This window comes from Marinococcus salis (assembly GCF_054971365.1).
This window is the reverse complement of record NZ_JBQOJB010000024.1, coordinates 1-24,224: the sequence shown is the minus strand read 5'-3', so window position 1 is coordinate 24,224 and position 24,224 is coordinate 1. Positions and strand designations below refer to the sequence as shown.

27 protein-coding genes and 1 pseudogene are annotated in these 24,224 nt (G+C 44.3%); 18 read left to right on the top strand and 10 right to left on the bottom strand.

What is annotated here, in order from left to right; translation table 11 throughout:
- Positions 1-143: 143 nt before the first annotated feature.
- Positions 144-788, bottom strand: coding sequence for a DUF4396 domain-containing protein (locus ACTTK6_RS14655; protein ID WP_462833781.1), 645 nt, complete (start codon positions 786-788; stop codon positions 144-146).
- Between the two features lie 812 nt (positions 789-1,600).
- Positions 1,601-2,422 carry a hypothetical protein gene (locus ACTTK6_RS14650; RefSeq protein ID WP_462833780.1) on the bottom strand — a complete coding sequence of 274 codons (822 nt, stop codon included), beginning with the start codon at positions 2,420-2,422 and terminating at the stop codon, positions 1,601-1,603.
- 167 nt (positions 2,423-2,589) lie between these two features.
- Here ACTTK6_RS14650 and ACTTK6_RS14645 point away from each other — a divergent pair, with 167 nt between their 5' ends.
- The 10 genes from ACTTK6_RS14645 (at position 2,590) to ACTTK6_RS14600 (ending at position 9,561) form a co-directional block, all read left to right on the top strand.
- Positions 2,590-3,000, top strand: a complete 411-nt coding sequence (locus ACTTK6_RS14645; RefSeq protein ID WP_462833779.1) for a hypothetical protein — start codon at positions 2,590-2,592, stop codon at positions 2,998-3,000.
- A 320-nt stretch (positions 3,001-3,320) separates the two neighbouring features.
- Positions 3,321-3,902 (top strand): hypothetical protein, encoded by a 582-nt coding sequence (locus tag ACTTK6_RS14640; RefSeq protein ID WP_462833778.1) that lies wholly within the window; start codon positions 3,321-3,323, stop codon positions 3,900-3,902.
- Positions 3,903-4,161: 259 nt separating this feature from the next.
- Positions 4,162-5,001, top strand: a complete 840-nt coding sequence (locus ACTTK6_RS14635) for a replication initiator protein A (RefSeq protein ID WP_462833777.1) — start codon at positions 4,162-4,164, stop codon at positions 4,999-5,001.
- A 26-nt stretch (positions 5,002-5,027) separates the two neighbouring features.
- Complete coding sequence (locus tag ACTTK6_RS14630; protein WP_462833776.1) at positions 5,028-5,378, top strand: hypothetical protein; 351 nt, start codon at positions 5,028-5,030, stop codon at positions 5,376-5,378.
- Positions 5,379-6,287: 909 nt separating this feature from the next.
- Entirely contained in the window at positions 6,288-6,560 is a 273-nt protein-coding gene (locus ACTTK6_RS14625; RefSeq protein ID WP_462833775.1) for a hypothetical protein, read from the top strand.
- Between the two features lie 762 nt (positions 6,561-7,322).
- On the top strand, positions 7,323-7,607 hold the full coding sequence (locus ACTTK6_RS14620; protein ID WP_462833774.1) for a DUF5839 family protein: 285 nt from the start codon (positions 7,323-7,325) through the stop codon (positions 7,605-7,607).
- 90 nt (positions 7,608-7,697) lie between these two features.
- Positions 7,698-8,045, top strand: a complete 348-nt coding sequence (locus ACTTK6_RS14615; protein WP_462833773.1) for a type II toxin-antitoxin system RelE/ParE family toxin — start codon at positions 7,698-7,700, stop codon at positions 8,043-8,045.
- Positions 8,046-8,058: 13 nt separating this feature from the next.
- A complete protein-coding gene (locus ACTTK6_RS14610; protein WP_462833772.1) occupies positions 8,059-8,379 on the top strand; it encodes a helix-turn-helix domain-containing protein in 321 nt (106 codons plus the stop codon).
- Between the two features lie 683 nt (positions 8,380-9,062).
- Positions 9,063-9,233 carry a hypothetical protein gene (locus tag ACTTK6_RS14605; RefSeq protein ID WP_462833771.1) on the top strand — a complete coding sequence of 57 codons (171 nt, stop codon included), beginning with the start codon at positions 9,063-9,065 and terminating at the stop codon, positions 9,231-9,233.
- Between the two features lie 40 nt (positions 9,234-9,273).
- On the top strand, positions 9,274-9,561 hold the full coding sequence (locus ACTTK6_RS14600; RefSeq protein ID WP_462833770.1) for a hypothetical protein: 288 nt from the start codon (positions 9,274-9,276) through the stop codon (positions 9,559-9,561).
- A gap of 576 nt (positions 9,562-10,137) precedes the next feature.
- Here the strand turns inward: ACTTK6_RS14600 and ACTTK6_RS14595 are convergent.
- The gene (locus tag ACTTK6_RS14595; protein ID WP_462833769.1) at positions 10,138-11,433 is read right to left on the bottom strand and encodes a polysaccharide deacetylase family protein; all 1,296 of its coding nucleotides are present in this window, start codon (positions 11,431-11,433) and stop codon (positions 10,138-10,140) included.
- A gap of 316 nt (positions 11,434-11,749) precedes the next feature.
- Here ACTTK6_RS14595 and ACTTK6_RS14590 point away from each other — a divergent pair, with 316 nt between their 5' ends.
- Genes ACTTK6_RS14590 through ACTTK6_RS14580 form a run of 3 tightly spaced genes read left to right on the top strand, consistent with a single transcriptional unit; the run spans position 11,750 to position 13,211 of the window.
- A complete protein-coding gene (locus tag ACTTK6_RS14590; protein WP_462833768.1) occupies positions 11,750-12,271 on the top strand; it encodes a GNAT family N-acetyltransferase in 522 nt (173 codons plus the stop codon).
- Positions 12,272-12,290: 19 nt separating this feature from the next.
- Positions 12,291-12,878 (top strand): recombinase family protein, encoded by a 588-nt coding sequence (locus ACTTK6_RS14585; RefSeq protein WP_462833767.1) that lies wholly within the window; start codon positions 12,291-12,293, stop codon positions 12,876-12,878.
- Positions 12,879-12,917: 39 nt separating this feature from the next.
- Entirely contained in the window at positions 12,918-13,211 is a 294-nt protein-coding gene (locus ACTTK6_RS14580; protein ID WP_462833766.1) for a hypothetical protein, read from the top strand.
- 578 nt (positions 13,212-13,789) lie between these two features.
- On the opposite strand, the gene ACTTK6_RS14575 is transcribed toward ACTTK6_RS14580, so the two are convergent.
- The 3 genes from ACTTK6_RS14575 to ACTTK6_RS14565 all read right to left on the bottom strand — a co-directional run bounded on the left by ACTTK6_RS14575 (position 13,790) and on the right by ACTTK6_RS14565 (position 16,204).
- Entirely contained in the window at positions 13,790-14,641 is an 852-nt protein-coding gene (locus tag ACTTK6_RS14575) for an aldo/keto reductase (protein ID WP_462833765.1), read from the bottom strand.
- Positions 14,642-14,738: 97 nt separating this feature from the next.
- Positions 14,739-15,221 carry a flavodoxin family protein gene (locus ACTTK6_RS14570; protein WP_462833764.1) on the bottom strand — a complete coding sequence of 161 codons (483 nt, stop codon included), beginning with the start codon at positions 15,219-15,221 and terminating at the stop codon, positions 14,739-14,741.
- Positions 15,222-15,238: 17 nt separating this feature from the next.
- Positions 15,239-16,204: an aldo/keto reductase gene (locus ACTTK6_RS14565; protein ID WP_462833763.1), complete on the bottom strand. Its 966-nt coding sequence runs from the start codon at positions 16,202-16,204 to the stop codon at positions 15,239-15,241.
- Positions 16,205-16,434: 230 nt separating this feature from the next.
- Between ACTTK6_RS14565 and ACTTK6_RS14560 the strand changes: the two genes are divergently transcribed.
- The gene (locus ACTTK6_RS14560; RefSeq protein WP_462833762.1) at positions 16,435-17,337 is read left to right on the top strand and encodes an AraC family transcriptional regulator; all 903 of its coding nucleotides are present in this window, start codon (positions 16,435-16,437) and stop codon (positions 17,335-17,337) included.
- Positions 17,338-17,704: 367 nt separating this feature from the next.
- Here ACTTK6_RS14560 and ACTTK6_RS14555 read toward each other — a convergent pair whose 3' ends face one another.
- The 3 genes from ACTTK6_RS14555 to ACTTK6_RS14545 all read right to left on the bottom strand — a co-directional run bounded on the left by ACTTK6_RS14555 (position 17,705) and on the right by ACTTK6_RS14545 (position 19,130).
- The gene (locus tag ACTTK6_RS14555; RefSeq protein WP_462833761.1) at positions 17,705-17,866 is read right to left on the bottom strand and encodes a hypothetical protein; all 162 of its coding nucleotides are present in this window, start codon (positions 17,864-17,866) and stop codon (positions 17,705-17,707) included.
- Positions 17,859-18,434, bottom strand: a complete 576-nt coding sequence (locus tag ACTTK6_RS14550; protein WP_462833760.1) for a hypothetical protein — start codon at positions 18,432-18,434, stop codon at positions 17,859-17,861. The genes ACTTK6_RS14555 and ACTTK6_RS14550 overlap by 8 nt, the downstream gene beginning before the upstream one ends.
- 87 nt (positions 18,435-18,521) lie before the next feature.
- Positions 18,522-19,130 carry a recombinase family protein gene (locus ACTTK6_RS14545; RefSeq protein ID WP_462833759.1) on the bottom strand — a complete coding sequence of 203 codons (609 nt, stop codon included), beginning with the start codon at positions 19,128-19,130 and terminating at the stop codon, positions 18,522-18,524.
- A 256-nt stretch (positions 19,131-19,386) separates the two neighbouring features.
- Between ACTTK6_RS14545 and ACTTK6_RS14540 the strand changes: the two genes are divergently transcribed.
- From ACTTK6_RS14540 to ACTTK6_RS14525, 4 genes and pseudogenes are all read left to right on the top strand, one after another.
- Positions 19,387-19,635, top strand: a complete 249-nt coding sequence (locus ACTTK6_RS14540) for a type II toxin-antitoxin system Phd/YefM family antitoxin (RefSeq protein WP_022794884.1) — start codon at positions 19,387-19,389, stop codon at positions 19,633-19,635.
- A pseudogene (locus ACTTK6_RS14535) lies at positions 19,628-19,893 on the top strand (Txe/YoeB family addiction module toxin). The gene ACTTK6_RS14540 and the pseudogene ACTTK6_RS14535 overlap by 8 nt, the downstream one beginning before the upstream one ends.
- A 54-nt stretch (positions 19,894-19,947) precedes the next feature.
- Positions 19,948-20,562 carry a CadD family cadmium resistance transporter gene (locus tag ACTTK6_RS14530; protein WP_022794885.1) on the top strand — a complete coding sequence of 205 codons (615 nt, stop codon included), beginning with the start codon at positions 19,948-19,950 and terminating at the stop codon, positions 20,560-20,562.
- Positions 20,563-21,248: 686 nt separating this feature from the next.
- Positions 21,249-22,388 carry a DUF418 domain-containing protein gene (locus ACTTK6_RS14525; protein ID WP_022794886.1) on the top strand — a complete coding sequence of 380 codons (1,140 nt, stop codon included), beginning with the start codon at positions 21,249-21,251 and terminating at the stop codon, positions 22,386-22,388.
- A gap of 135 nt (positions 22,389-22,523) precedes the next feature.
- On the opposite strand, the gene ACTTK6_RS14520 is transcribed toward ACTTK6_RS14525, so the two are convergent.
- A partial coding sequence (locus ACTTK6_RS14520; protein ID WP_462833758.1) for a heavy metal translocating P-type ATPase occupies positions 22,524-24,224 on the bottom strand: 1,701 nt, incomplete at its 5' end.

Sequence of the window (24,224 nt, the reverse complement as noted above, 5' to 3'; positions counted from 1 at the left end):
AGGAAATGATCGCATACCAATTTGAAGAAAACGTGAAGATGAGCCATGTTTCTTCTATCCTCGTGAAATTTTTACAGGGAACAAAGGAAAGCCTACCAGCTCCTACTACCCACAGACCGGTTCAGCCCCTCTTCATAGGTTTTTTACATGGCGTGTTTGATTCCTTTCTTGACTAACCACCAATTCACTGGATAGCTGGTTAAAAAGCCTATCATTAAAGCAATCTGCATCATAAACCAAAAGGTAGGCCCGGCCGGGGAAGGAGCGTGCGCAAAAAACACAAAGTGCACCAGCGCCATCCACCCAAACATGCCAATCTCATAACAGACGAGCGCCAAGGTGTCCGCTTTAATTGCTTTTTTTAACCCTTCTCGTTTCGTCATTTTTTCGTTCATTGGAAGAATAGCAAAAAGTTGAAAAAAGATCCCCAACAAATAGGCCAATGTAAATTCCACAATGTAATCAGCAAACAAGCGGGTGCCGGCAATGGTCCACCCCAACGCGACGACGATCGGGATTCCGATAATATCCCCTAGCGCACATCCCGCGCCGCAGTGACTCGTTGAGGCCACCGTCGACTGCCACATCGGTTTTTCTTGATGCGCGCGCCGACCAATATAATAATAAAAAATCAACCCAATAGGACCAGAATAAATGACCGTGATCGGCCAGACCACGTTCATAATCGTCATTGGCTGTGGGTGTTTTTTAATATCCCAAGCGACCCATACCGTACATAATAATGAAAGAGCTAAAAAAACCGTGGATATTAACGCCATCAAAGACATCAATAATCCTCCTTTTAATTCTGTTTATCATCCCCGTACCCCGTATTAGTATTTATTGAAACAATGGAACGGAGGCTGTTTCGGGAAGAACACATGGAAGCGTTATTGCAGCGTAACGTGCTCGATATCTTTACCGATTGGGATTGGAATACAGATAAAGATTATATGATCGTGACCCTGCAACGGGAGAAAGATAAAGGTTTCTAAGGAAAACGGAAGGGGAACAAAAGGGTAGCAACAACAATCACCCTTGTTGTCGCTACCTCCACCACCTTATAAGAACCAAAACCAGCGTTTCGCATCAAGACAAAATGGGAAACTCCCCCATATATCCTATCACTGGATATCTCCTACCCCTCTGCTTATAGCAAGAGGGGTTTTTACGTCAACGATCGAAGGGATCCATCAATAGTCATCAAGCGACAAGCATGAGCCAGCGGTGAGTTGGGGTTTTCGACAAGAACAACCACTATAAAAATCGACGACGAGCCTTGGGGCAAAACTACCGAAGCTAAACCGGCGGTTAATGGGCCACGTCCTTCACCACTCCCGGCTACTGTCTCAGCACTTCTACCACGGCAACCAATACACCTTTGAACATGTAATCACCTTGCCCTAAGGGTCCCAACATTTTGACCAACATACCGGCTGGATGGACTGGTTTTTAGCTTTCGGCCCCAAGCGCCGATAAACGATTCTCGACTCTTATTTGCTCCCCTTATTAACATAATCGCGATTATCGGTATGTTTAAAGTTCTCTATAAAAGAGACTCGAGAGGCTTTGTGTTAAGGTCTCTCGAGTCTCTTCATTTTTAATGCTTATGGTATTTTGTCGAATGACCTAGCTTATAGGAACAATATGCTGCTCGGTATTTTTGGTTGCAACTATTATGAGACCTGCAATAGCGAATAGCTCCTCGATCGCAATCACTACCTACAAAATTAATATACGCTTGGGGATTGGTTTTTCTCAAGTGCTTATTATTACTTGCCGGCCCGTTAAATCGATTGCAATGCACCCAATCTCCTGGAGAGTAGGTATCTCCGTATCCAAATGTGCCAAACATTTCTTCCTGCCGATGATCCATTTCTTCGATCATTCCACTTAGATTCATTTCAGTAACATACTGATATTTTCCTTCTTCATTCCTTTGCACAGTTTGTGATTCTTCCCCGTTTTGTATCGTAACTTTATTTTGCTCACTCTTCACTTCAAATGTTCCATTTTGAATTTTTACTTCTTCACCATCCACCATTAACGTTTCCTCGTGTTCCCCTTGGCTGTCATGTTCATTATGTTCCATACCTTTTATGCTAGTATGTATATCATCATGGCTATTTTCCTCGGCGTCAAACTTCTCTATTGTTTTGGGAACCGGCCGATAGAGCACGGGTACGCCCTCTTCCAGAACCCATCCTTGTTCAGCAAGGGTTTGTTTCTGTTCGGCAGTGGCGCTGTCATAGTCCATCTCTTCTGCGGTATATTTTAGCACCATCTCCCCTTCTTTTTCTGAAACCGCTGATGGTAATTCGTTATTGCCACTTGAATCGTCCGCTGCGTAAGCCACATTACTGGAAAATAACAGAAATCCTGTGGCCATCGTCATAACCATTTTTTTCGCTTTCGTTTTCAACACAACCACTCCTTTAAATTACTTTTTTTACCATTTATTACACATTACTACCATAAAAGACCCCTAGTCATTTTTGGAAACAAATTCCATAAAAATATTTTTTTTCGTGCATGAAAGCAGTAAAATACGATATGCCTTTTTTATAAATATCATCAAAGGAGGAAAAAATGAAAAAAACACTATTTTGTGTACTTGCATGCGTGTTGGGCGTGTTAACGGTTGGATGCGGGGCAGAAAAAATGGCTACTGCCGACCAGTCGATTCAACAGGTTTCTGTCGCTTCTTCCAACGGGCTTGGGGGAGGTAGCCAAGATTTTATATGGACATCAGAAAGCCAAGAGGAAATCGCCACTTTTGAGAAGCTGATCGCAAATGCAGAGAAAAAGAATGTTGATGTTGACCAACCGACTTATGATGCCACGATCAACTACGGGAAAGGAGAAAAAGGAGGAGAACGCATCATCCATTTAATCGAAATGGATGATAGCCAGTATGCTTTAATGTACGCTGGACACGAAAATGAAACCTATGTGGCCAATGAAAAAATTTCCCAACAAGTTGAAAAGTTACTTGAATAACGTTCACGTCCTAAAAATCCAAACTTCCTCTTCGATCATACAAGGATGATTGAAGTTCGCCCATTAGGGTGGTTTTCATTTTTTACCTAATGTTTCTTCCATTTTTCTAAACAAGCTCAACAACATGTCTTTCGTTATACATAACGGCCCTTATCGGAAGTTAAAGCTTCTATGATAATTATAATTAAAATCAAAAGCCATTTTCATGATTATCATACAAACAAGTTATAAAAAATTGGTTTTTATAATTATCATATAATGATATTATTAAACTAGGAATAGAAAACGTCTTCATATGATTATTATAAAAATGGGGGTTTATGATTATTATGGAAGTTGAATATAGACTGAAGCATCTTGCCGAAGAATTAAATATAACTGAGTCAGCTGCCAGAAAATATTATGGTTTATTCGAAGAGAATGGACATAAATTTGATAGAAATAAGCAGAGTTATATTGTATTCAATAGACAAGACGTTGAGCTTTTTAAAAAAATGATCGAGCTAAGAGACGAACAAGGATTAAAGCTCCAAGATGCAGTGCAGCGTTCTATAATTATCATAAACGGAAGCGATTATAATAATCATAGAAGTGATTTAAGTATAAATGATCCTGTGAATTATATGCAGAGCTTAAACGACAAGATGGATGACATAAAAACTTTGCTTAAAGAGCAAAATGAGGTCATTTATGAACAAAGACAGTTTATGACAAAACAGCAAGAAACTATTGAACATCTGAAAAATTATGTAGATGAGCAAAAAGAGCAAAAATTGTTAGAAGAAAAATTAGAAGAGATGCAACAAAAAGAAGAAGAGAAAGAAGAGCAAAATTCAAATTCTTTAGAGGAAGAGACTGGAGAAAAGAAAAAAGGATTTTGGAGTCGTTTATTTGGATATTGAAACTTTAAACTTGGTTTGCTAATTTTTAGGCATTCCGCTAAAATGTACTTAATACAGACGAAACAGCCAGGCGGCAACCTGACTGTTTCAGAGTTTTTCCTGCTAATCCAACAGAAAAGATATGATTTGTAAATAGTGTATCATATTCTCTTATCTATGCAAGGGAAACGTTCATCTATTTATACATAACATTTTTTGGATAATGTATTTATAAGCAGGAGAAACTCTCAAACAAAAATTAATTGTTGGGAGTTTTTTTATGTCTAGATTTGTAAATATTTTTGAAGAGTATAAATTGAAACATGTTCAAGTGCCTAAAGTATTTTTGACGGGTGAAGGCCAATACCAGAACATGTCTAATGATGCAAAAATGGCCTGGGCAATCTTAAGAGATCGTTGGACTTTAAGTAAAAAAAACGGATGGTTTGATGATAATGGTGATATATATTTTATTTTTACCCAGGAAGAAATTTGTAAACGCTTGGGAGTTTCGGTTTCAAAATGGCAGCGCGTACAAAAACAATTAAAAGAATTAGATTTATTACATACCAAACGAATGGGCCAAAATAAAGCAAATCGTATATATTTAAAATGGCCAGAAATCAGTAAAGAAGATGTTTATGAAATGGACGATATGGACTCACAACATGAAGAAGAGACTGAATCCGCTGAGCCAGTAAGGAAGTTTCAAAATGAAATATCCGGAAGTTTCAAAATGAAATATCCGGAAGTTTCAAAACGAGACTCTAACGATACTGAATCTAGTAATACTGAATCAAACGATACTGAAGAAGTTGTTGTTAACAAGAATAAACAGGTTAACAATCTATATTCTTCTAATAATTTCTCTTCAAAAAAAGAATTCGACCAAATAGAACGAGATTTTCACCAGAAGGGGTTATCTCTTGCTGTCATTCAACGAGTTCGTCAAGAAGTCGAATCGAACAAGAATCAAGTGCATCATTTACCAGCCTATTACCGTCGTTGTTTGGAGAATACGTTACATAAGCACCGCCTGAAACGAGACATGATTGACCAGCCGTACCCGCATTTACCAGCTGACCATCCACTGAACTATAACTGGCTGCAGGATAACTGATAAACTCAGGAAGGAGGGATGATTCGATGGCAGGAACTATCTCCAAGATGAATCGAAGTGTGAAACAGTTGGAAAAAGAATTAACGGCTATCGGTTTTAGCGTCAAGGTCGAGGCAGCTTCCGATGGCATGACGCAGTATTTGATCGTCAATGAGGGCCAGGTTCCCGGTATTACGGTGAGCGATCGCCGATCCAAAGGGAAAAAACAGGCGCAGTGGGCTGCCGAAGTCGTCGTTACGGCTCCCACGGAGACATATGAGATCAATACCTATAAGGATCCGGAAACCAAGCAGCCGTTTACCCATTACGTCGTGTCGTCGCACAAAGCCAACAAGATCCCGAAACTCTGGAAGGGGTTTAGCGAAGAGCCAACGTAACCATGTTGATTCATGAGGAAGCCTCGGAGCCAATACAACCATCCTCAACGCATTTTTCTCGGTTATTAGGACTTCGAATAAGATGAATTAACAAATAGGGTCTCTAGGACTTGGGAGAGCCTTTAAACGTTGTCGGTGTTCTCGGATGGATGGATACGTCCAAAACCAACGACGGAAGCGTAAAAGCCCGTCTACGATACTTCCGTGTGGTCGATAAGAAACGAAAAGGGAAGATGAAACTATCAAACGCGTTGGTCCCCAAGCGAGCATCAAGAAGCGCCAAAACGTTGCCAAAGAAGATAGAGAATAAGCTTCTTTCGTGCCACAAGAGACAATGGCATGGTACATATCGGCTGATGATTTGGCACGAACAATGGGGTCTATTCGAGGGATGAATAGGATCATGTTCTAGTGTTTTGTTTGCAACGAAACAAACGATAAGAAGTCTTCGATCATGTTGGATAGCTCCGGAAGAAACACGGTAGTAGAGACAAACATAAGTGTTAGTTCGATAGACAACAAGGAGTCGACAACGATACATTATTGTTCATCCATGGGATGGTTTTGATGCACACTTCACCGTCCGTGTTGAACGCCGCAGAGGTACGCTTATTGGTTCCCAATGGAACAGCTTCGGCTTCATTTTTGCCCAAGTACCTGTTGAAGAACGATCATGGGCTGTTCACAAAAGCGTGAACAACCCCCCCGATTTGTTCACAGATCCGTGAACGAGGTGTTCACAAACCTGTGAACAACAGCCATTTTGACGTACCCATAAAAAGTCCGGCACTGCCGGATACCCCAGCTCGTCTGGGGTCACTTTTCCCTTATGCTCTTTCTGGATTTTGAATGTTGCACTGGGGTTGTCATGAACTGGGGTTATTTTGTTACAAGAAAGGGAGACAAATCATGGACATTAAAGTACGCGAATTAAACCCAATCGTGGTTCAAACGATCGACGAACGAGCCAAAAAACGTGGGCTTTCCCGGCAACAGTATTTGAAGACATTGATCGAAAACTACGTGATGCAAAAAGAACTGAACGAAACCGATCAAGCGTACAAAACCTTAATCGAAAAAAACACCGAAGCCCTCCATCGGTTCAGCGATCAAATGCAACGACAAAACGAATGGCTGGAAAGCATGAGTGAGGATATGGATCCCACACAGGAAAAAGGGTAACGGTCGATCACCTACGGCATGGAAAAGCCCTTGATGGTCCATGGAAAGATGCGTAAGAAGAATCATTGTTTTCAGGAACCAGTACTAACGAGTGGTCGTAAAAATCGGTTTCATGATCAACGAATGAAAGCATCATGGGTTCGGTTAGATGCCCAGGATGGAACAGCAACAGGATCATGATCCGCCCGGTCTCCTGTCATGAAATAAGCTCTCTTTGAAACACCTCCCTTGTAACGATGAAAAAGTTGCAAGAGCATAAGGGAAAAGTGACCCCAGACGAGCTGGGGTATCTGGCAATGCCGGATTTTTCATGGGTACATCCAAATTGCTTTTTGTGACACCTGTGAGACAGCGCTGTGACAGTATTGAGTACAAAACCGGGGGGCTGTGACACTTGTGAGACAGGTTTTAACGCTTCGATAATCGGCCAACGATTGATTATGGACCATCCCCTGGTCAATAAACGACCGAGTCCTGAACATCATCAGAGCCTATATCGTGTTTCCGATCGAGCTCTTGGAATGCTCGAAACGTGGCCCAACTTGAAACTGATATCGGCCTCAATATGAGCCAAACGTGTTCATAATAAGAACGTGATAAAGAGCCAAAACATGACTGTTGCGAGAAGACAATGGACCAACATCATGCACTGCAAAAGTTAAAAACGAACCAGCAACCTGGTCTATCATCGACCAGATGAAGAACAACTATTGAACTTATGTTTACATCTTATTAGTTACTCATTGAAGGGAAGAGAGACACATGAAAACGAACAATACGATTGCTGCTTTTCATATTATCCGTCGAGAGGAAAACGGTGCGCTGGTGTTAAACACGAACCAGCTATACACTTGGAACATTCCAAAACGCTTGCGCGAAGACCCGATTCAGCAGGGAGATATCGTCCTCGTGAATACCAATCACGGACGACGAACGGTCCTCGTGATGAACGTCTTTCGAGAAGAATTTGAAGAGACAGGGAAAATGTATAAGAAGGTCGTGAGTGTGGTCGAACGAGCACCTGCTTCCCCCACGCAAGAAGCATAACAATCCATCCATGATGTCATCCATCCATCATCTATACATATTGAATAACCCTATTATATAGGGTAAAATAGAAGGGGACCATGAGGGCTTATGCATCGAGAATTCATCTATACGCCGACGTTCGATAAACGCTGGGAACGACTGAAGTTGTCGGATACCGATTTACGAGAGCTGGAGCAACTGTTACTCGAAGACCCGGAACGCGGAGATACGGAAACAGGGACCGGGGGCATTAAAAAAATGCGTTTTGCTCCTTCCCGTTCAAACCAGGGAAAAAGTGGTTCATACCGTGTGGTCTATCTCAATATTCCCGTAACCGATCGAACGATTTGCATTTTGATTTTTACCAAATCGGAACAAGCAAGCTTATCGAAAGAAGAAAAAAAGGCATTAAAGAAACTATCCATCCAGTTGAAACAACTATATGGTCAGCCATAAGGAGGCGTTAGACATGGGGTCTTCTCTTTTTGACGAGATGAAAAAAAGCATGGAAGAAGCAGTGGCTTTTGGTGAAGGCGATCAAACGAAAGGCCGACGAAAAAACGTAGCCATTAAAGCCTTGCAAGTGTTTACGCCGGAAGACATTAAGCAGTTACGCGAGCAGCTGCAGTTTACCCAAAGCGTCTTTGCCCAGGTTTTAGGAGTTTCCACCAAAACGGTGGAGGCGTGGGAAAAGGGAACGAATACGCCAAGTGGTTCCTCTCGTCGGCTTCTTGAAATTTACTGGAACCATCCCGAGATTGCCGAACAAGAAGTTACGGAAAACGTGTGAGAACACCAAATAGAAGAAACGTAGCCGTTTTCGATTCCATTCGAACGGCTACGTTTTATTTACATTGCAGATCATCATTTTATATATCGTAATAATTTTACCAACATCGAGTGGCCATAATGCAGATTATCGATATCTTTTAGCAACTATCTCCAATTGTGCCTTTCCATCTGCTTTCCTAAGCTTTTGGATGAAAATAATGCTAGTAAGTACGCCTCCACATACACTACCTACCAGAGCTACATAAAAATCATGAGCCCATGCCCATGGTCAGGGATGCTAGTCATCGAAAGAACATCATGGATAACGCTCCCCATGATGGGGTATAAAAACCGTAAGGATATGTTGGGAATAATTCCCAGGATAAAGGAGAACAAACCATGACTACGTCCCGAACGACGTTGCCGAAACGAAAATTATACCCACTCGTCACGGCCGGCATGCTGCTGATGGCCGTCGTACTTACGCTGTTTGCCCTCGATTATACGCGACCAGGAGTGCTCCTCTTAGTCTACGGGGTAGGGGCTCAGCTCATCGTCCGCGCCGTATTGGAATGGACGGAGGGCATTCGCACGTTTTATTGGCGGTTACTGCTGGGGGCAGCAATTCTCTTGGTGATGCTCTCTTTCCACCTAGTTCCCTGAAGATACTTAGAAGAAGGACAGGAAGGGAGAAGTCACGGGATGAGACTTATCGGTATGATCATCGGCATGGGTGTCCTAGCGATGCTCTTTCAAACAGCTATCCATGGTGTGGCCAATCTCATGAATGGGCTGGCCTTTTGGCATCAATGGACCGATCGCATCGACATGGCCTTGGGACAGGGATATGGATTCGTCGAACATTTCCTTTGAGGAAACAGAAAGATCCTAGATAGGGAAAGGAAGGACGAACATGGGTAAATGGTATTCGTTTGGTATGGCCTTGGTTCTGATAGGCATCATTTCTCTCCTATATGGTTGGTTCTACGATCGCAACCTCCTCATTGGCTTCATTTTGTTGATAGCAGGGGTGATCGTAGTCATGGGGTGTGCTAATAAGCGGAACGAGGAGCCTTCCTTTTGGTGTCGTATCGGTTTTCATCAGTACAAACTGGTAGGCAGAGAGGAGGACTTGAATTCAAGAATGATATATCAATGCACGCGTTGTAATAAGAAGAAAAAGGTCTTTCGTGCAGTGTAGCAACGATGAGGGAGCAGAGGACCTCCCAAGCTCGTTCATGTTCCCAAGAAGCATCGCTTCAGACTAAATTTCATCTACCGTACTTAACAAAGAAAATCGTTAAGACAATAACGATTATGAGCCATCATTGTGTTTTTCATGAAGGATTCATGCATGGGGAACCGAGGGAAGAAAATAAACAAGGAGGAAGGCATCCATGTCCTTCATCAAATTTCTTTTAACAGCTCTTTTAGCCGTTCTATTACTGACGTTACCTGCCATTTACGTCATTTCAGGCCAACTGACCTGGGGGACCGCATTACAAGTAGTCATACCCTTCCTTTTGGCTCTGACGTTTGGTTATTTTTTAACTGGAGTTCGTCGCACAACTAAGGACTAATAGCTATGCTCCCACTGATTCGCAGTATTCCAAAAAAGTAAAAGAATGATAGCTCCCTTCGGTCTGATACCTGGAGTATCGCTGTTCTTGGTGGATACTCCTATCGTTCAACATAATGACGATTATCAGCAGTTATAAAACAAGAAGGAGCAACTTAGCCCCTTCTTGTTCTTGTTAATTTTTAGACACCTGGACCTTTACCGTTGATCACTGTACACGTCTTCCACATCAAAGAAAGGGTCCAGGACATCGGTTTGGCCCTGAAGCGCCTCGCGCATCCGCATGCCATCGACATTAATGCGTGCCTGGCGGAAGTAGCCCGGTTCCAATTGCTTCCATGCCTCTGTAGAGGCATCCACATTAGCAAAATAGCGATATCCCTGGTCCCGCAACCACTCATACTTGGCTCCGTGATAGGGATGCCAGTCACTTAAGTCACTGCCAAACGCAAAAATCATGGCCCTTGTGTCTCCGACGATAGGGGCTACTTCGTCTTTCCATCGCTGGGTATCGGTTTGAAGCTGTGCCAGAGACGTTTCCTGGACGTTCAAGTGACCCCAGGTATGGGAGGCAAAGGTCCATCCCTCTGCTTTCATGGCCTCCGCGACCTGTTGGGCCTGCTCTTGGTCCACCTCCAGGTCCGGGTTTGGCTGGTTACTTTCCGGCCCGTATTCGCTCTCCGAAGTTCGATAGCCCAGCACCCCATTATATCCCGTAACGGCCACGACTCCTTTGTGGCCGTGATAGGAAAAGTCCGGGTGCTCCTGCACAAAGTCATCAATGAGCGGAACCATGTCATACGATCCTTGTTGGGTCTCCCCATCCGCCTGGATATAGGTGTTCGTCACATCCCCCTGCTCATCCAAGATCAGTTTGTCCGCAAATCCGTCCCCGTCCATGTACTCGTAATAGCTGAGGTCATCCTGGGATAGCACCATGGGCTTTTTGCCGGGCGGTAACTGAAGATCTTGATAGGTCATGGTTCCGTCTGCATTCGGCTGCGCAATATCGTCCATGGTCACCAGGACATAATCCCGTTCATATAGGTCCTCGAGGATCGCTTGAAACTCGTCGACCGTCACCATATAATCCCGGTAGCCCTGGCTCATTCCGTCTCCATCGAAGGCTCGTTCTTCATCCACAATGAGGGAGTGGAAAAAGAGGTGAGGAATGGGCTGGTCGCTATCCCAGGAAACTAATTTTTCTTTTTTTTGACGATAGGCATCGATGGCTTCTTGCGTCTTGGTCTGTTCCGATCTCTCCGCGTTTTCGAGTTGTTGAATGGCCTGGTCATAATCATATTGTGCTGCCTCACGGGCAGCGGTATCGAGGATCTGTTGCTGTTCGGATGACACGGAAGAAGTATCGTCCGACGAGGACGAATGTGACGTCCTCTCCTCTCCCTGCTGAATATAGACCACCGCCAATACGGCCAGCATTATCGTTAGTCCCATCAACCAATACGCTTTTCGTCCTCGTCGTTTTCGTTTCATATGTATCGACCCTTCTCCGTGTTATCGACCATCGTCTTTGAAATGGTTTCATGATTATGGTACTACTGGGACTTTTATTTTACAATAAATAGAAAAACGAAAAGCAATCATGTTGAGTGGTACAATTATGAACTCATCTAAAACCCTTAACTTCTAGACAGCGTACCAAACGCCCCGTTTTTATCGTTAAAAACGGGGTGTTTTCTATCTAAAAGTTCATCTATAATGGAATGTACAATACCTAGCAGACTTTTAGACAAACTATGCTTCATCATCAATAAGTAAAGCGCATTTCCTTAAAAGGAGAACGACCATCATGTTTACGCTCACCAGCCCACGACTTACATTTCGCAACTATACCAACCAGGACCTTGATTTTCTTCAGGGCATGTTGGCTTCGCAGGAAATGATGCAATATATCGGCCAGGGATCGACGAAAACCTGCCAGGAAACGGAACAATTTTTGCAATGGATATTTGGCCATTACGAAGAGGATGAACGGCTTGGTTTAAAAGTTATTGAGCATGTGTCAACAAACACGCGGATTGGCCATGCAGGTATTGTTCCTCAAATGCTGCAGGGTCAGCGCCATTATGAAATTGGTTATTGGATCATTCCGGAAGCGCAGAGCAATGGTTACGCAAAAGAAGCAGCCCAGGCGTTTTTTCGTTTTGGAAAAACGAACCTCCAATTGGAAAAAATGATCGCACTTATTCAACCGCAAAATAAGTTTTCCGTCCAGGTAGCCAGAAGCTTGCCTATGCAGTTGGAAGTAGAAGAGCAATTCAATGGCCAGCAGGTTCATATTTACTCGAATATTTCTCTGGATCACAAATAAATGCATGGAGGAGTTAGCAATGGCTCAACATATTGGCTATGCACGCGTATCGACCTTTCATCAAGATTTCAGCTCCCAGCAGCAATTGTTGGAAGAAGCCGGCTGCCATCGAATCTTTACCGAGAAAGTGACAGGAACAACGACAGCTGAACGAGAACAATTACAGGAAGCCATTCGCTATGCCCGTCCGGGTGATATCCTGGTGGTGACGAAGATTGATCGTCTGGCCCGTTCGATTATCGATCTCAACAACATCGTGCATGAACTGGCAGCCGAAGGTATTTCCGTCTTATTTCTAAAAGATAATATGGAATTTCATGCCGGCGAGGACACCAACAGCATGCAGACACTGTTGTTTAATGTGCTGGGAAGCTTTGCGCAGTTTGAAGCTGATTTAATTCGCGAACGTACTTCTGAGGGCAGAGAACGGGCGAAAGCCCAGGGCAAGCACATGGGCCGTCCCGGGCAATCGGAGAAAGCTGTGCAGCAAGCCCTCCAATTATTCGAAAACCGTGCCACTAATAAGATGAGCGTGAACGATATTGTGAAGGTGACGGGCGTTCCCCGTTCGACCATTTATGCCAAACGAAAACGGGATGGGGCGTAGTTCGGTGCTACGTTCCTCTCTCTGAAGGATCTGATACTTATGACTTCACCCATCATGTCCTTGACGGTTTGGAATATTCTCCTGGTTGGGACGCTCGTGTATCTTTCTCTTACCTTGCCGATCGAATGGTTCACCCCATTCACGCAGGAGGGTTCTTTTTCTCTCTACCAGAGCATCTCCGGGATCTTCCTTGTGATGTTTCTTCTCGTCCTGTCGGGTTTGGCTGCGACACTCCTGTCGCTGAAGCTGAAGAAGCTTCCTCTAGTTATTCTATCCCTTCTCCTGTACTTATCCATGGCCATTGAAACCGTGCTCTTCGCTTTTGTTTTTTAAAGGCCGAAGGAACAAAAAGATGCCTGGAGGAATATATCTCTCCAGGCATGCATGCTTCTCTCTTAGTCATTTACATAATTGCGCTTATCGGAAGAAGAAACCTGCTCATATGATCTACGATAACGTTCAGAAATCTCTGGACGCCTTTCCGTGTTAGAATACATGCAGTCACCCGGTAATCCCCGAGTGGACTTTTCACTTGAAGGGGGGTGCTTGGATTGCAGTATATCTTCTCAGAACTTGTGTTTCCTCTTGTCGTGATGATAACAGGAAACGTCTTTCTTTATTGGTTTTATAATCGTCATAAGGATGATTAGGGTGACTAAATCCAATAATGAAAAAACCCCACGTGTTAGCGGCACGTGGGGTTTTCTTATGGTGCTTGAATGCAGATATCTTCTCTCCCCATTATAATAGCACATGTTAGCCAATTACTAAATGCATAAATACTATACATAGTGCAGATTATGAGCGGTCGTATTTTGAAACCATCGAACACAACAAAGCAAGTTCCCCGACGTGATATAAAAAAGAAAGCCTGAGCGTTTCCGCTCCAGGCTTTTTCCATTGAGTATCGGTTAGATGTCCAGTTTTCGTTCGCCTAACGCCTTCACCATTTGAGGATCGCGGTGATCAAAGAATTGGCTTTCATTTCGATTCAGGGATTGAATGATTTCCACTTCCTGGTCGTTTAACGTGAAGTCAAACACATCGATGTTTTGTTGAATACGATCTTCGTTCACGGATTTGGGGATCACAATAATATCCCGCTGCAGTAACCACCGTAATACGACTTGAGCGACTGACTTCTGATGGTCCGCAGCGATGGCTTGTAACTGCTCGTTATCAAAGAGATGATTTTTGCCTTCCGCAAACGGGGCCCAGGCTTCAATATGAATATCATGTTCCTGATGGAAGGCCACCGAGTCGTCCTGCTGGTGAAACGCATTGACCTCGATTTGATTGACCATAGGTTTAATCTCGTTATGGACCATGAGATCCATGATCCGATCCGGAGCAAAATTCGATACCCCGATGGCTTTGACCTTCCCTTCTTTGTATAGCTCTTCCATCGCCCTCCAGCTGCCATGCACATCTCCATATGGTTGATGAATCAAGTACAAATCAAGGTAATCCAGCCCAAGACGGTGCAAGGATCTCGAAAAGGCCCGCTTGGTTGCTTCATACCCGGTGTCCTGGACCCACAGTTTGGTGGTGACAAACAGTTCTTCCCGGGGCACGTCGGAGTCCTGAATAGCTTTTCCTACTTCTTCTTCATTTAAATAGGAAGCCGCGGTATCGATGAGTCGGTACCCGTGTTTCAGCGCCATGCGAACGCTTTGGACAGCTTCTTCGGCGTCCGTGATTTGAAAGACACCTAACCCTAATGGGGGCATTTGAAGCCCGTTGTTTAATGTTACATCATTCATGCGAAACACTCTTTGTATTGGTAGTAAGAACCCTTTTTGGAAGGGCCCGGTCGTTCTTCTTGTTCGTTCTTGTCTTTGGGGCGGGGCTGCATGGAAGTCATGGCTCCCCTCTTCCCCGAATAATGGAATTCCACCGTTTGGCTTCCTCCATCGACGTGATGGGCCCTTGATACTCCATGAAAAAACGCTCACTGATATGCTCGATGACCCGGTTGACCCCCGGGATTGCGTCGGCTGGAGCGGTGCCCTGGATAACCAGATACGAATGGGCACGATAAAACGGATTCGACGGGGAGGCCAGATCGGTATCCATGATCTCCTGCAATCGGTCGATGAAGGTTTTTAAATAGCCTGTCATGTCTGACCAGTAGACCGGTGTTCCAAAAACAATGATATCTTGACCAACGAGCTGATCGATCACTTGCGCATACTCGTCGTGGTCCCATTTTTGCCCAAGGGGGGCGATCGTGTAATCGGCCAGATGAATCGTCTGCATCTCCAAGCCTTTCAACAGCTGTTCCCCCAATGCCTGGGTACGGCCATGTCGTTCTTTACTGGCATTGATCAACAAGGCTTTCATGGTCGTTCTCTCCTTGGTTAAAAGTAGGTCTCATCCACGTGTAATTGATCGAGCGTGCGGGTCAGGTGTTCGACGTCCTCGTCGCTTAAGACCACGCGGGCGCCGCCGAGATTTTCCTGTAAACGATGAAGCTTGGTGGTCCCGGGAATAGGAACGATAAACGGCCGTTGAGCCAGTTCCCAGGCCAAAACGATTTGGGCCGGGGTCGCTTGCTTTTCTTTTGCCATACGTTCCACTTCATCCAACACGGTCTGATTTTGTTTCATGACTTCCGGCTGGAACCGCCCCATAACGTTTCTGACATCCCGCTCGTCAAACGTGGTCTCGGTGCTGTACCGGCCGCTTAAAAACCCATTGCCAAGCGGGCTGTAGGCAAACAGCGTGACCTGATGCTTGGCACAAAAATCAAACAGCTCTTCTTCCGGTTTGCGCCACACCATGGAATATTGGTTTTCGACAGCAGCCAGTGGACATACCTCGTGGGCTCGTTGGACATAGTCCATCGGAGCTTCGGACACGCCCCAGGCCTTAATTTTCCCTTCGGCTATGAGGGCCTTCATGGTTTCGGCCACTTCTTCGGGTTCCACGTCCGGGTCGATGCGATGCTGAAAGTATACATCAATATAGGTGGTTTGGAGGCGCTCCAGCGACGCCTCCAACTGCTGGCGGATGCTCTCCGGCGTACTGTTGGTCACGTTTTGAGGTTTGCCGTCAACAAATTCCTGGCCCGTAATGCCAAACTTCGTGGCAATCACGACCTCCTCCCGCCGGTCCTTCAACGCAGCACCTACCAGTTTTTCATTGTCTTCCCCGTAGATGGGGGCAGTATCGAACACGTTGCATCCCCATTCGACAGCCTGGTTTAATAATTCTTTCATCGCTGTCCGGTCCGCCTGAGGTCCGTAAGCATGGTCCATGCCCATCATGCCCAATCCAATGCTGGAGATACGTATGCCTGTGTTTCCCAGTTGTCGTTGTTCCATGGATATATCACCTCGATCGAATTTTTCCTTTTTCTCCTCTTCATCGATGGGTTTCCCATCATTATCTCCAAAAGGTGACTGGCACCTCCAACGTTATTATGCAATACGTGCCAACGAAGGAGGTATCACAATCGTATCCAATGATTGCCTAATCCTCTCATAGTGCTTACACAGCCAGCTAATTTGCCTTATAATAAAATCATCTAACGAAAAGGTTCAAGGAGGGTGTTATGCTGGAACAATTATACAAACGCAGAGTAGAGATCGCTAACATCATTGACAGCCAGACCCACCAGGATGGCACGCATATGACAGCTATTCCGTCCTTGTTTTTCTCCCGTTATTCCCATGATACGGGGCCGCATTACGGCGTTCATAAGCCGTCATTATGCATTGTGGTGCAGGGAATGAAAGAAGTGCTGCTTGCCCAGGAGTACTTCCGGTACGGCCCGGCCGACTACCTTGTGGCCTCCGTGAATCTTCCGATTAGCGGGCAGGTGACAGAAGCTTCTGCCGATGTGCCCTACCTGGCTCTCAAGCTTGAATTCACCCCGGGAGACATCTTAGAGGTATTACGGGAAACCCACATGGAGACCAATAAAAAAGAGTATGCGAAGCGCGGCCTGTATGTAAGCAGCATCGAACCGTCGCTGCTGGAGGCAGTCACCAGGTTTGTTCAATTGCTTAATACTCCAAAAGATATCCCGGTGCTTGCTCCGCTTATGATTAAAGAAATCATCTACAGGGTGCTGCAGGGAGAACATGGAGAAAGGTTGAAACAAATAGCCATCGAAGGAAGTTCGACGGACCAGATTAGTGAGGTGATTGAACACATCATGAATCACTATGACAAGTCGTTTAAAATTGAAGAGCTGGCGGAGATTGCCAACATGGGTGTGTCCTCGCTCCATCGCCATTTTAAAGAAGTAACAGCGATGACCCCGATTCAGTTTCAAAAACAATTGCGGCTGCAGGAAGCCCGGCGCCTGCTATTATCCGAAGTGACGGATGCCGCAGAGGTGGCGTTCCGGGTTGGATACGGAAGCCCCTCGCAATTTAGTCGTGAATATTTCCGTATGTTTCACCTGCCGCCGAAAGAAGATATTAGCCGACTAAAGGCAGCATACGAATAAACCAACAGGCATGGATCCCGTCGACGGGGCCCATGCCTGTTGGATAATCAGACGTTTATTTTTCTCCATGTCTTTCTTTCTAAGGATATGGGCTTTGTTAGAAAACCGCTGTTACTTTCAAAGCCTCTTCCATCTTCCAATGACCGAAAGATGGCTTCTTAAGAAGGTTCCGATGTTGAAATCAGGCCTCTTTCATTCGAAAAATCGCAGTAAGTTAACACAAAGGAGATTATCGGAAGTAACTAATCTTCAGGTTAATATAAGAAGCATTCATCGTATTTGAGGCGAAAAATAAGCGTTACCATTATATATACTGAATAAAAAAGAAAGCCTCAAGCATGGTCGCTTAGGCTTTCTCCCTCGTACATTATTGATGAAGCTTCGGATTTTTTTTCAGTTTTTTCATCACATCTTCGACTTCTTCTCGAGTGTGTCGATGCTCAGGGTTTGCCCCTACCAGAACGCCATCATATTTTTCGGCAATGATTTGCTCTTGATTCTTTTTTTTGCCTCGAATTGTTTTATTCATAATGATGTGTCCTCCTTTGTCCTTTAATTATACGTTGTATAAGCTCTTCTTGTCTACGCGGATTGACGACAATTAAGCGAACAGACTCTTTATAGGGAGCAGCTCCGGCATCGATTCCGTTTGTTTCTTGAAGATAATAATCAATCAAGGTTTCATTTGATTTTGATTCGATAATGAACCAGCCATCTTCTCGATTATTCAGGCAACGGGTACTAAGAAAAGCGGCAATAACAGGAAAAGCTTTGTATGTCATGACTTCATCATCATGCCTGTCCAAACGTTCCGTTTGCACAAGCATGTAATCGGCATTCACCCACCTACCTCCGCTAATCGCTATTAGCTCTTGGTGCTCGTAAAGACCAAAAACTTCTTCGATACCTAACTCAACCAGATCTTTCTTTTGCCAATGAAAGGTTAACTTTCCTTTCTTTTTGAGAGCATGCACATGCCGTAATTCCTGAAAGGTTGGTTGTTTAATTTCTAATTCTATGTCGCGATTCTCATCATCCAATGTTTGGACAAGAACAGATTGTCCCTTAGGTAGTTCTTGATCGATGTCTTTAACCATTCGTAAACTCCTTCAATGTTATTTCTATATCTTTATTTGTTAAAAATTTCACGTATCATAATTATATATACCAAAGTTTGATTATTATTAGGTATTTTCTTGCTCATATCTTTTTACCATTCGATAATAGGTCGTTTTATTAACATTCACTTGCTTGGAAGCTTCTACAGCCGTAATATTTCCCTGTTTCCACTGGTTATAGATGCCCCTAAAATGCTCATCGAGAGGCACTTGCGGTCTGCCCAGCTTCACTCCTTTGCGTTGAGCCGAATCGATGCCTTCACGCTGCCGCTGGCGAATGCGCGTCCGTTCTTCTTCCGCAATCCAGGATAAAATCTGCAGCACCATATCGACAATGAATGTGCGCATGGAATCGTTTTGCTCCCGCGTATCCAGGAGTGGCATATCCAATACGACAATGTCACACTGCATCGTTTTCGTCAGTTCGTTCCATTCCTGCAAAATCTCGTCTTTGTTCCGGCCAAACCGGTCCAGCGAATGGATGTACAGGACGTCCCCTTTCCGTAGAATCCGTTTTAATAACTGATATTGTTCCCGCTCGAAGTTTTTCCCACTCACGTGATCCACAAAAATATCCCGTTCCAGGATGCCGGCTTCTTTCATCGCATCCATCTGACGGGCTTCGTTTTGGTCACGGCTGCTGACGCGTATGTATCCATAATTCCGATTATCCATGATCCGTCGACTCCTTGCTAGTTAACATAGTCATTTCACCTATTTAGTGTATCAAAAAAGCCGTGCCAATTATACAACGTGGCAAAAATCGCAATTGGATGTTTTGCTACGTTTGTTACTCCTCCATATGTATGATTTCAACGCGTGGCGAAAGGTCTACTTTTTACAACGCTAAAGATTTTCATTTTTATTCAAACGATAACAAGATGGTAGGATTATCGATATATTGTACAATATAAAAAAGGAGCTGATAGCGATGACCGTCATGAATTACTCCAATGCGCGAAAGAACTTTAAGGGACTGATAGATAAAGTCAACGACGACCAGGAAGCCGTCACCATCACGACCAAAGAACGAAACGCTGTCCTTATCTCGGAAGACGAATACAATCAATATCTCGAAACCATCTATCTGTTAAACAACCCGAGCAATTCCAAGCATCTATCGGAATCCATCCATCAATTAAACCAGGAAGAAACCACGACCGTTGATATCGATGAGTAAGTTGAACGTCTTATTCACTCACAATGCGTTTCAGGATTATCAGTATTGGCAAACCAAGGAAAAAAATGCTCAAACGCATTAATCAATTGATGAAAAGCATTGAACGAGACGGGGCGTTAGATGGCATGGGGAAACCAGAGAAATTAAAAGGCCATTTAGCTGGTTTTTACATTCAGTCGCATCGATATCGAACATCGATTAGTGTATACCGTTGATGACCAGCAAATTAGCATTATTGCCTGCCGATGTCTTTGTTAGATGAATGTTGTCGAGAAATATCCTTCAAAAATGTTTTTGAATGAGGTGCTTTTTATGATTCAAACGATTGGAACAGCAATCACTTTATATGTGGCCACAGCCGTGGATTTGTTAGTTATTTTATTAATTTTCTTTGCAAGAACGAATACCAAAAGGCAATATCGTGATATATACATAGGACAGTATTTAGGCTCTCTAACATTAATTGGTATCAGTCTGGTTTTAGCTTATGTTTTAAGCTTTGTGCCAGAACAATGGATGCTGGGGCTGTTGGGTTTAATACCTATTTACTTAGGTCTTAAAGTCGCTATTACTGGCGATGATGATGAAGAGCAAGTGGAAAGGCAACTAGATCAAAGAGGATTAAGTAAACTAGCAAGAACCGTAACACTAATTACTATAGCTAGTTGTGGTGCTGATAATATAGGATTGTTTGTACCTTATTTTGTAACATTGAATATTGCAGAATTAGTAGTAACGTTACTTGTGTTTGTGCTTCTAATTTTTGTTTTAGTATTTACAGCTCAGAAGCTATCGAATATTCCTGGAGTTGGAGAAATTGTAGAAAGATTTAGTAGGTGGATCATGAGCATTGTATACATTGGTTTAGGTGTATTCATTGTTTACGAAAATCAAACCATACAAACATTAATATCTTTCTTAAATTAAAGAGACGTGTGCAGATGATAGAATACCAGATCGTATCAAAACTCCTTCAATGATACCTAAATGATGAAGGAGATGTTTCTTTCTTCACTTTATTAAGAAAAAATACAGTAAATGAAATTTTTTATTGACCAAAAGAACAACCAACCAGACTACCACAAACCCTTTTACTCTATGCTCGAAAACATCTAATTAGTGTTACAAATAACTACTCAAGAAAAGAGATACATATATTATCCATCACTGAGTAAAGCAGGATCTAATCCATATCCACTTCAGCATAAAACGGACAAACGCCAATTGCTATTTCCAAAGTCAATTGTTCGCTGAGTATAAAGCTAACCCGATGAGACGGACCTGTTGAAAGAAGCCCTTCCGTTTTTGGTTTTATATTCCTCCATGTATTAAAAACTGACTTAGGGATTTCAACACGTCATTTATTCGATGCAGCATTGAATGTCCGGTCAAAAGGTACGGTTTCAATTCTATATATACCGCATCGATCGCTACAGCTACTAGCGAGAATCAAGCAGTACGAAAGTGAAGACTCCAACGATCAGTAGATACGTACTTCTATGAATAAGCTCAATGAAGATCTTCACACTTTCTCCATATTTTTTTCATACAATCATAAATGATTTGCTCAAATTTAAGATATTCGTTACCTAATAGAGAAAGAAGGCCCGCTAGTGACCCCCTCTCACGATAATACTCCAGGGCAGCGTATCGACATGCTTGATCAAATACGCGGCGTAGCTTTGCTTGCAATTTTTATTGTCAATATTTCCGGGCTTTCCCGCGTCGTTATGACTGATCCAACATGGCTCGACACTTCCCTCAAAACCATTATTTCAATTATTTTTGAAGACAGTGCCCGGCCGTTGTTTGCAATGATGTTTGGCCTCAGCCTCGTGCTCATTTACGATCGGATGCATGACAAAAGCGGTAATCCCTACCCCACCCTTATCCGGCGGCTCGTCATTCTGTTTTTCGTCGGAGGGCTTCACGGCTACTTTGTCTGGGCCGGGGACATCCTGCTCATGTACGCCTCAGCGGGGCTCGTGCTGCTCGGTTGTCTCCGGCTTCCTCCCCGGTGGCTGTTGGGATTAGCATGCTTTTTTTGGATTGGTTATGCTGTCGGGATTGATCTTTTGAATGGGTACACATCTCTTCAGATGGACCCCGAACAATGGATGAAAGACGCCCTCCCTCCGAATCGAACTTATCCAACCGGGGTTGAATATCTGTTCATTGAATGGTCGTCGATGATCAACCATTTCGGCTATTTCTTTTTCGGCATGTACGCTTATCGAAGTAGCTTTTATTCAAAAGTACTTAAGAACCGGGGTCGCAAATGGCTATTCACTCTGGGCTGCTTTCTTATCGGCATTCTAGGAAAAACGGGGAGCTATATCAAAATCGACAGCCCTATCCTTTATCATTTGGACGATCTTTACGCCTTTCTGGTGAGTATGAGTATCGCCCAGGCACTGCTTCTGATTGGTACAAGCCATCAAAGAGCTTCCACTGGGCTTTCGATGTTTACTGCTGTCGGGAAAATGACTTTCACTCATTACCTCCTGCAGTCGCTTATTTTTGTGAGCCTGTTCCGCCCAAGCGGTCGAACATTTTTCAACGGTTTTGGGGTTTTGGACCCACCGAGCTACGTGTACGCTTTAAGTATTGGTGTGCTGGTGTTTGCTATCCAAGTACTTGTTAGTCCATTATGGCTAAAATATTTTTACTACGGGCCATTGGAATGGGTTTGGCGAATCGGTACTTACATGAAATGGGTGCCTATGGTTCGCAGAAATGACCATCGTTATTAAAGGAACATTTCTACCATTTATGAAACGGGGGCTCCTTTTGAAAAAAAGTACCCTATAATAACATGACAGGCATCAAACAAGCTGCTTCCCAGGATATCAGGAAAGCAGCTTGTTTCATTACCTTGTTTTTTATTTTCACCTAAGCAGTTGAGCGTTAATAGCAACAATAACTGTACTGGCACTCATCAATACTGCCCCGACAGCTGGGCTGAGGAGAATACCCAAAGGTGCCAATACCCCAGCGGCTAAAGGAATGGCGACAATGTTATACCCTGCTGCCCACCACAGGTTTTGGATCATTTTCCGGTATGTCTTCCGGGATAAATCAATCACGGAGAGAACATCTAATGGATTGCTTTGCACCAACACGACGTCCGCCGTTTCCATTGCCACATCCGTCCCGCTTCCAATCGCGATTCCTACATCCGCCGTGGCGAGGGCCGGAGCATCATTGATGCCGTCGCCCGTCATGGCGACCTTTCGACCGGACTGCTGGACCTTTTTCACTTGGTCCGCTTTGTGATCTGGGAGCACTTCGGCATACACTTCTTCAATCCCAAGCTGGTTGGCTACCCAATCGGCGACACGTTGATGATCTCCGGTCAACATGATCGGTTCGATGTTTTGTTGCTTCAGTCTTTCTACTGCTTCCTTCGCTGAGTCGCGCACCATATCTGCGAGAGCAATCATGCCGGCGTAACCACCGTCAATCAGAACAAACACGACGGTTTTTCCTTCCGTCGAATACTGATCAAAGACCGCTGTGTCATAATCCATACGTTCCTGATTCATGTAACCGGGACTGACCACTTGGACCTGTTTCCCTTCGACCGTACCGCTCAGCCCTTTTCCTGTCATCGTTTCAAAATGTTGCACAGTCGGCGGGCGTTCCTGCTGCTCTTCCATCTTTCTCATAATGCCTCGAGCCAATGGATGTTCCGATTGTTGTTCCACCCCGGCCGCGTACCGCAAGACGTCCTGCTTGTCATAGGCTCCGTCTGCTTCAATATCGGTAACCCCAAAATTTCCTTCTGTCAGAGTACCGGTCTTATCAAAAATAACCGCTTCAATATTGCGGGCACTTTCAAATGGCGGTCGGTTGCGAATTAACAGTCCTTTCTTGGCGGAAATGGCGGTCGAAACGGACACCACTAGCGGAGCCGCCAGCCCGAGCGCGTGTGGACAAGTAATAACCATAACGGTGACCGCCCGTTGAACCGCCATATCAATAGCATTGCCCAAAGCTATCCAAATGATGAAGGTGCCAATACCAGCCGCTAAGGCCAAGTAAAATAGCCATTTGGCCGCACGATTGGCTAAATCCTGCGCCCGGGACTTCGATTCTTGCGCTTCCTGAACCAAAGTGACGACTTGAGATAAATATGTCTCATCCCCCGTCTTGGACACCCGGATCGTTAAACTGCCATCCTGGTTGACCGCCCCACCAATCACTTCTTCATCCACTTTTTTTTCTACCGGCACCGATTCTCCGGTCAGCATGGATTCATCAACCGACGACGATCCATCGATAATAATTCCATCCACGGGCACCTTTTCTCCTGGCTTAATGAGCACCTGATCGTCTTTCTGCACCTGATCGACCGGCACGTCTTCGGTGCTGCCGTCGCTGTTTAATCGATGGGCTTCATTGGGCATCAGTTTAATCAGTTCTTTCAACGCATTCGAGGCGCCCATGATCGAACGCATTTCAATCCAATGGCCCAACAGCATGACGTCAATTAATGTGGCTAGTTCCCAGAAAAAATTTCTGCCGGACCAGCCGAACACGACCATAGTGCTGTAGCCATACGCGACCACAATCGCTAGGCCGATCAG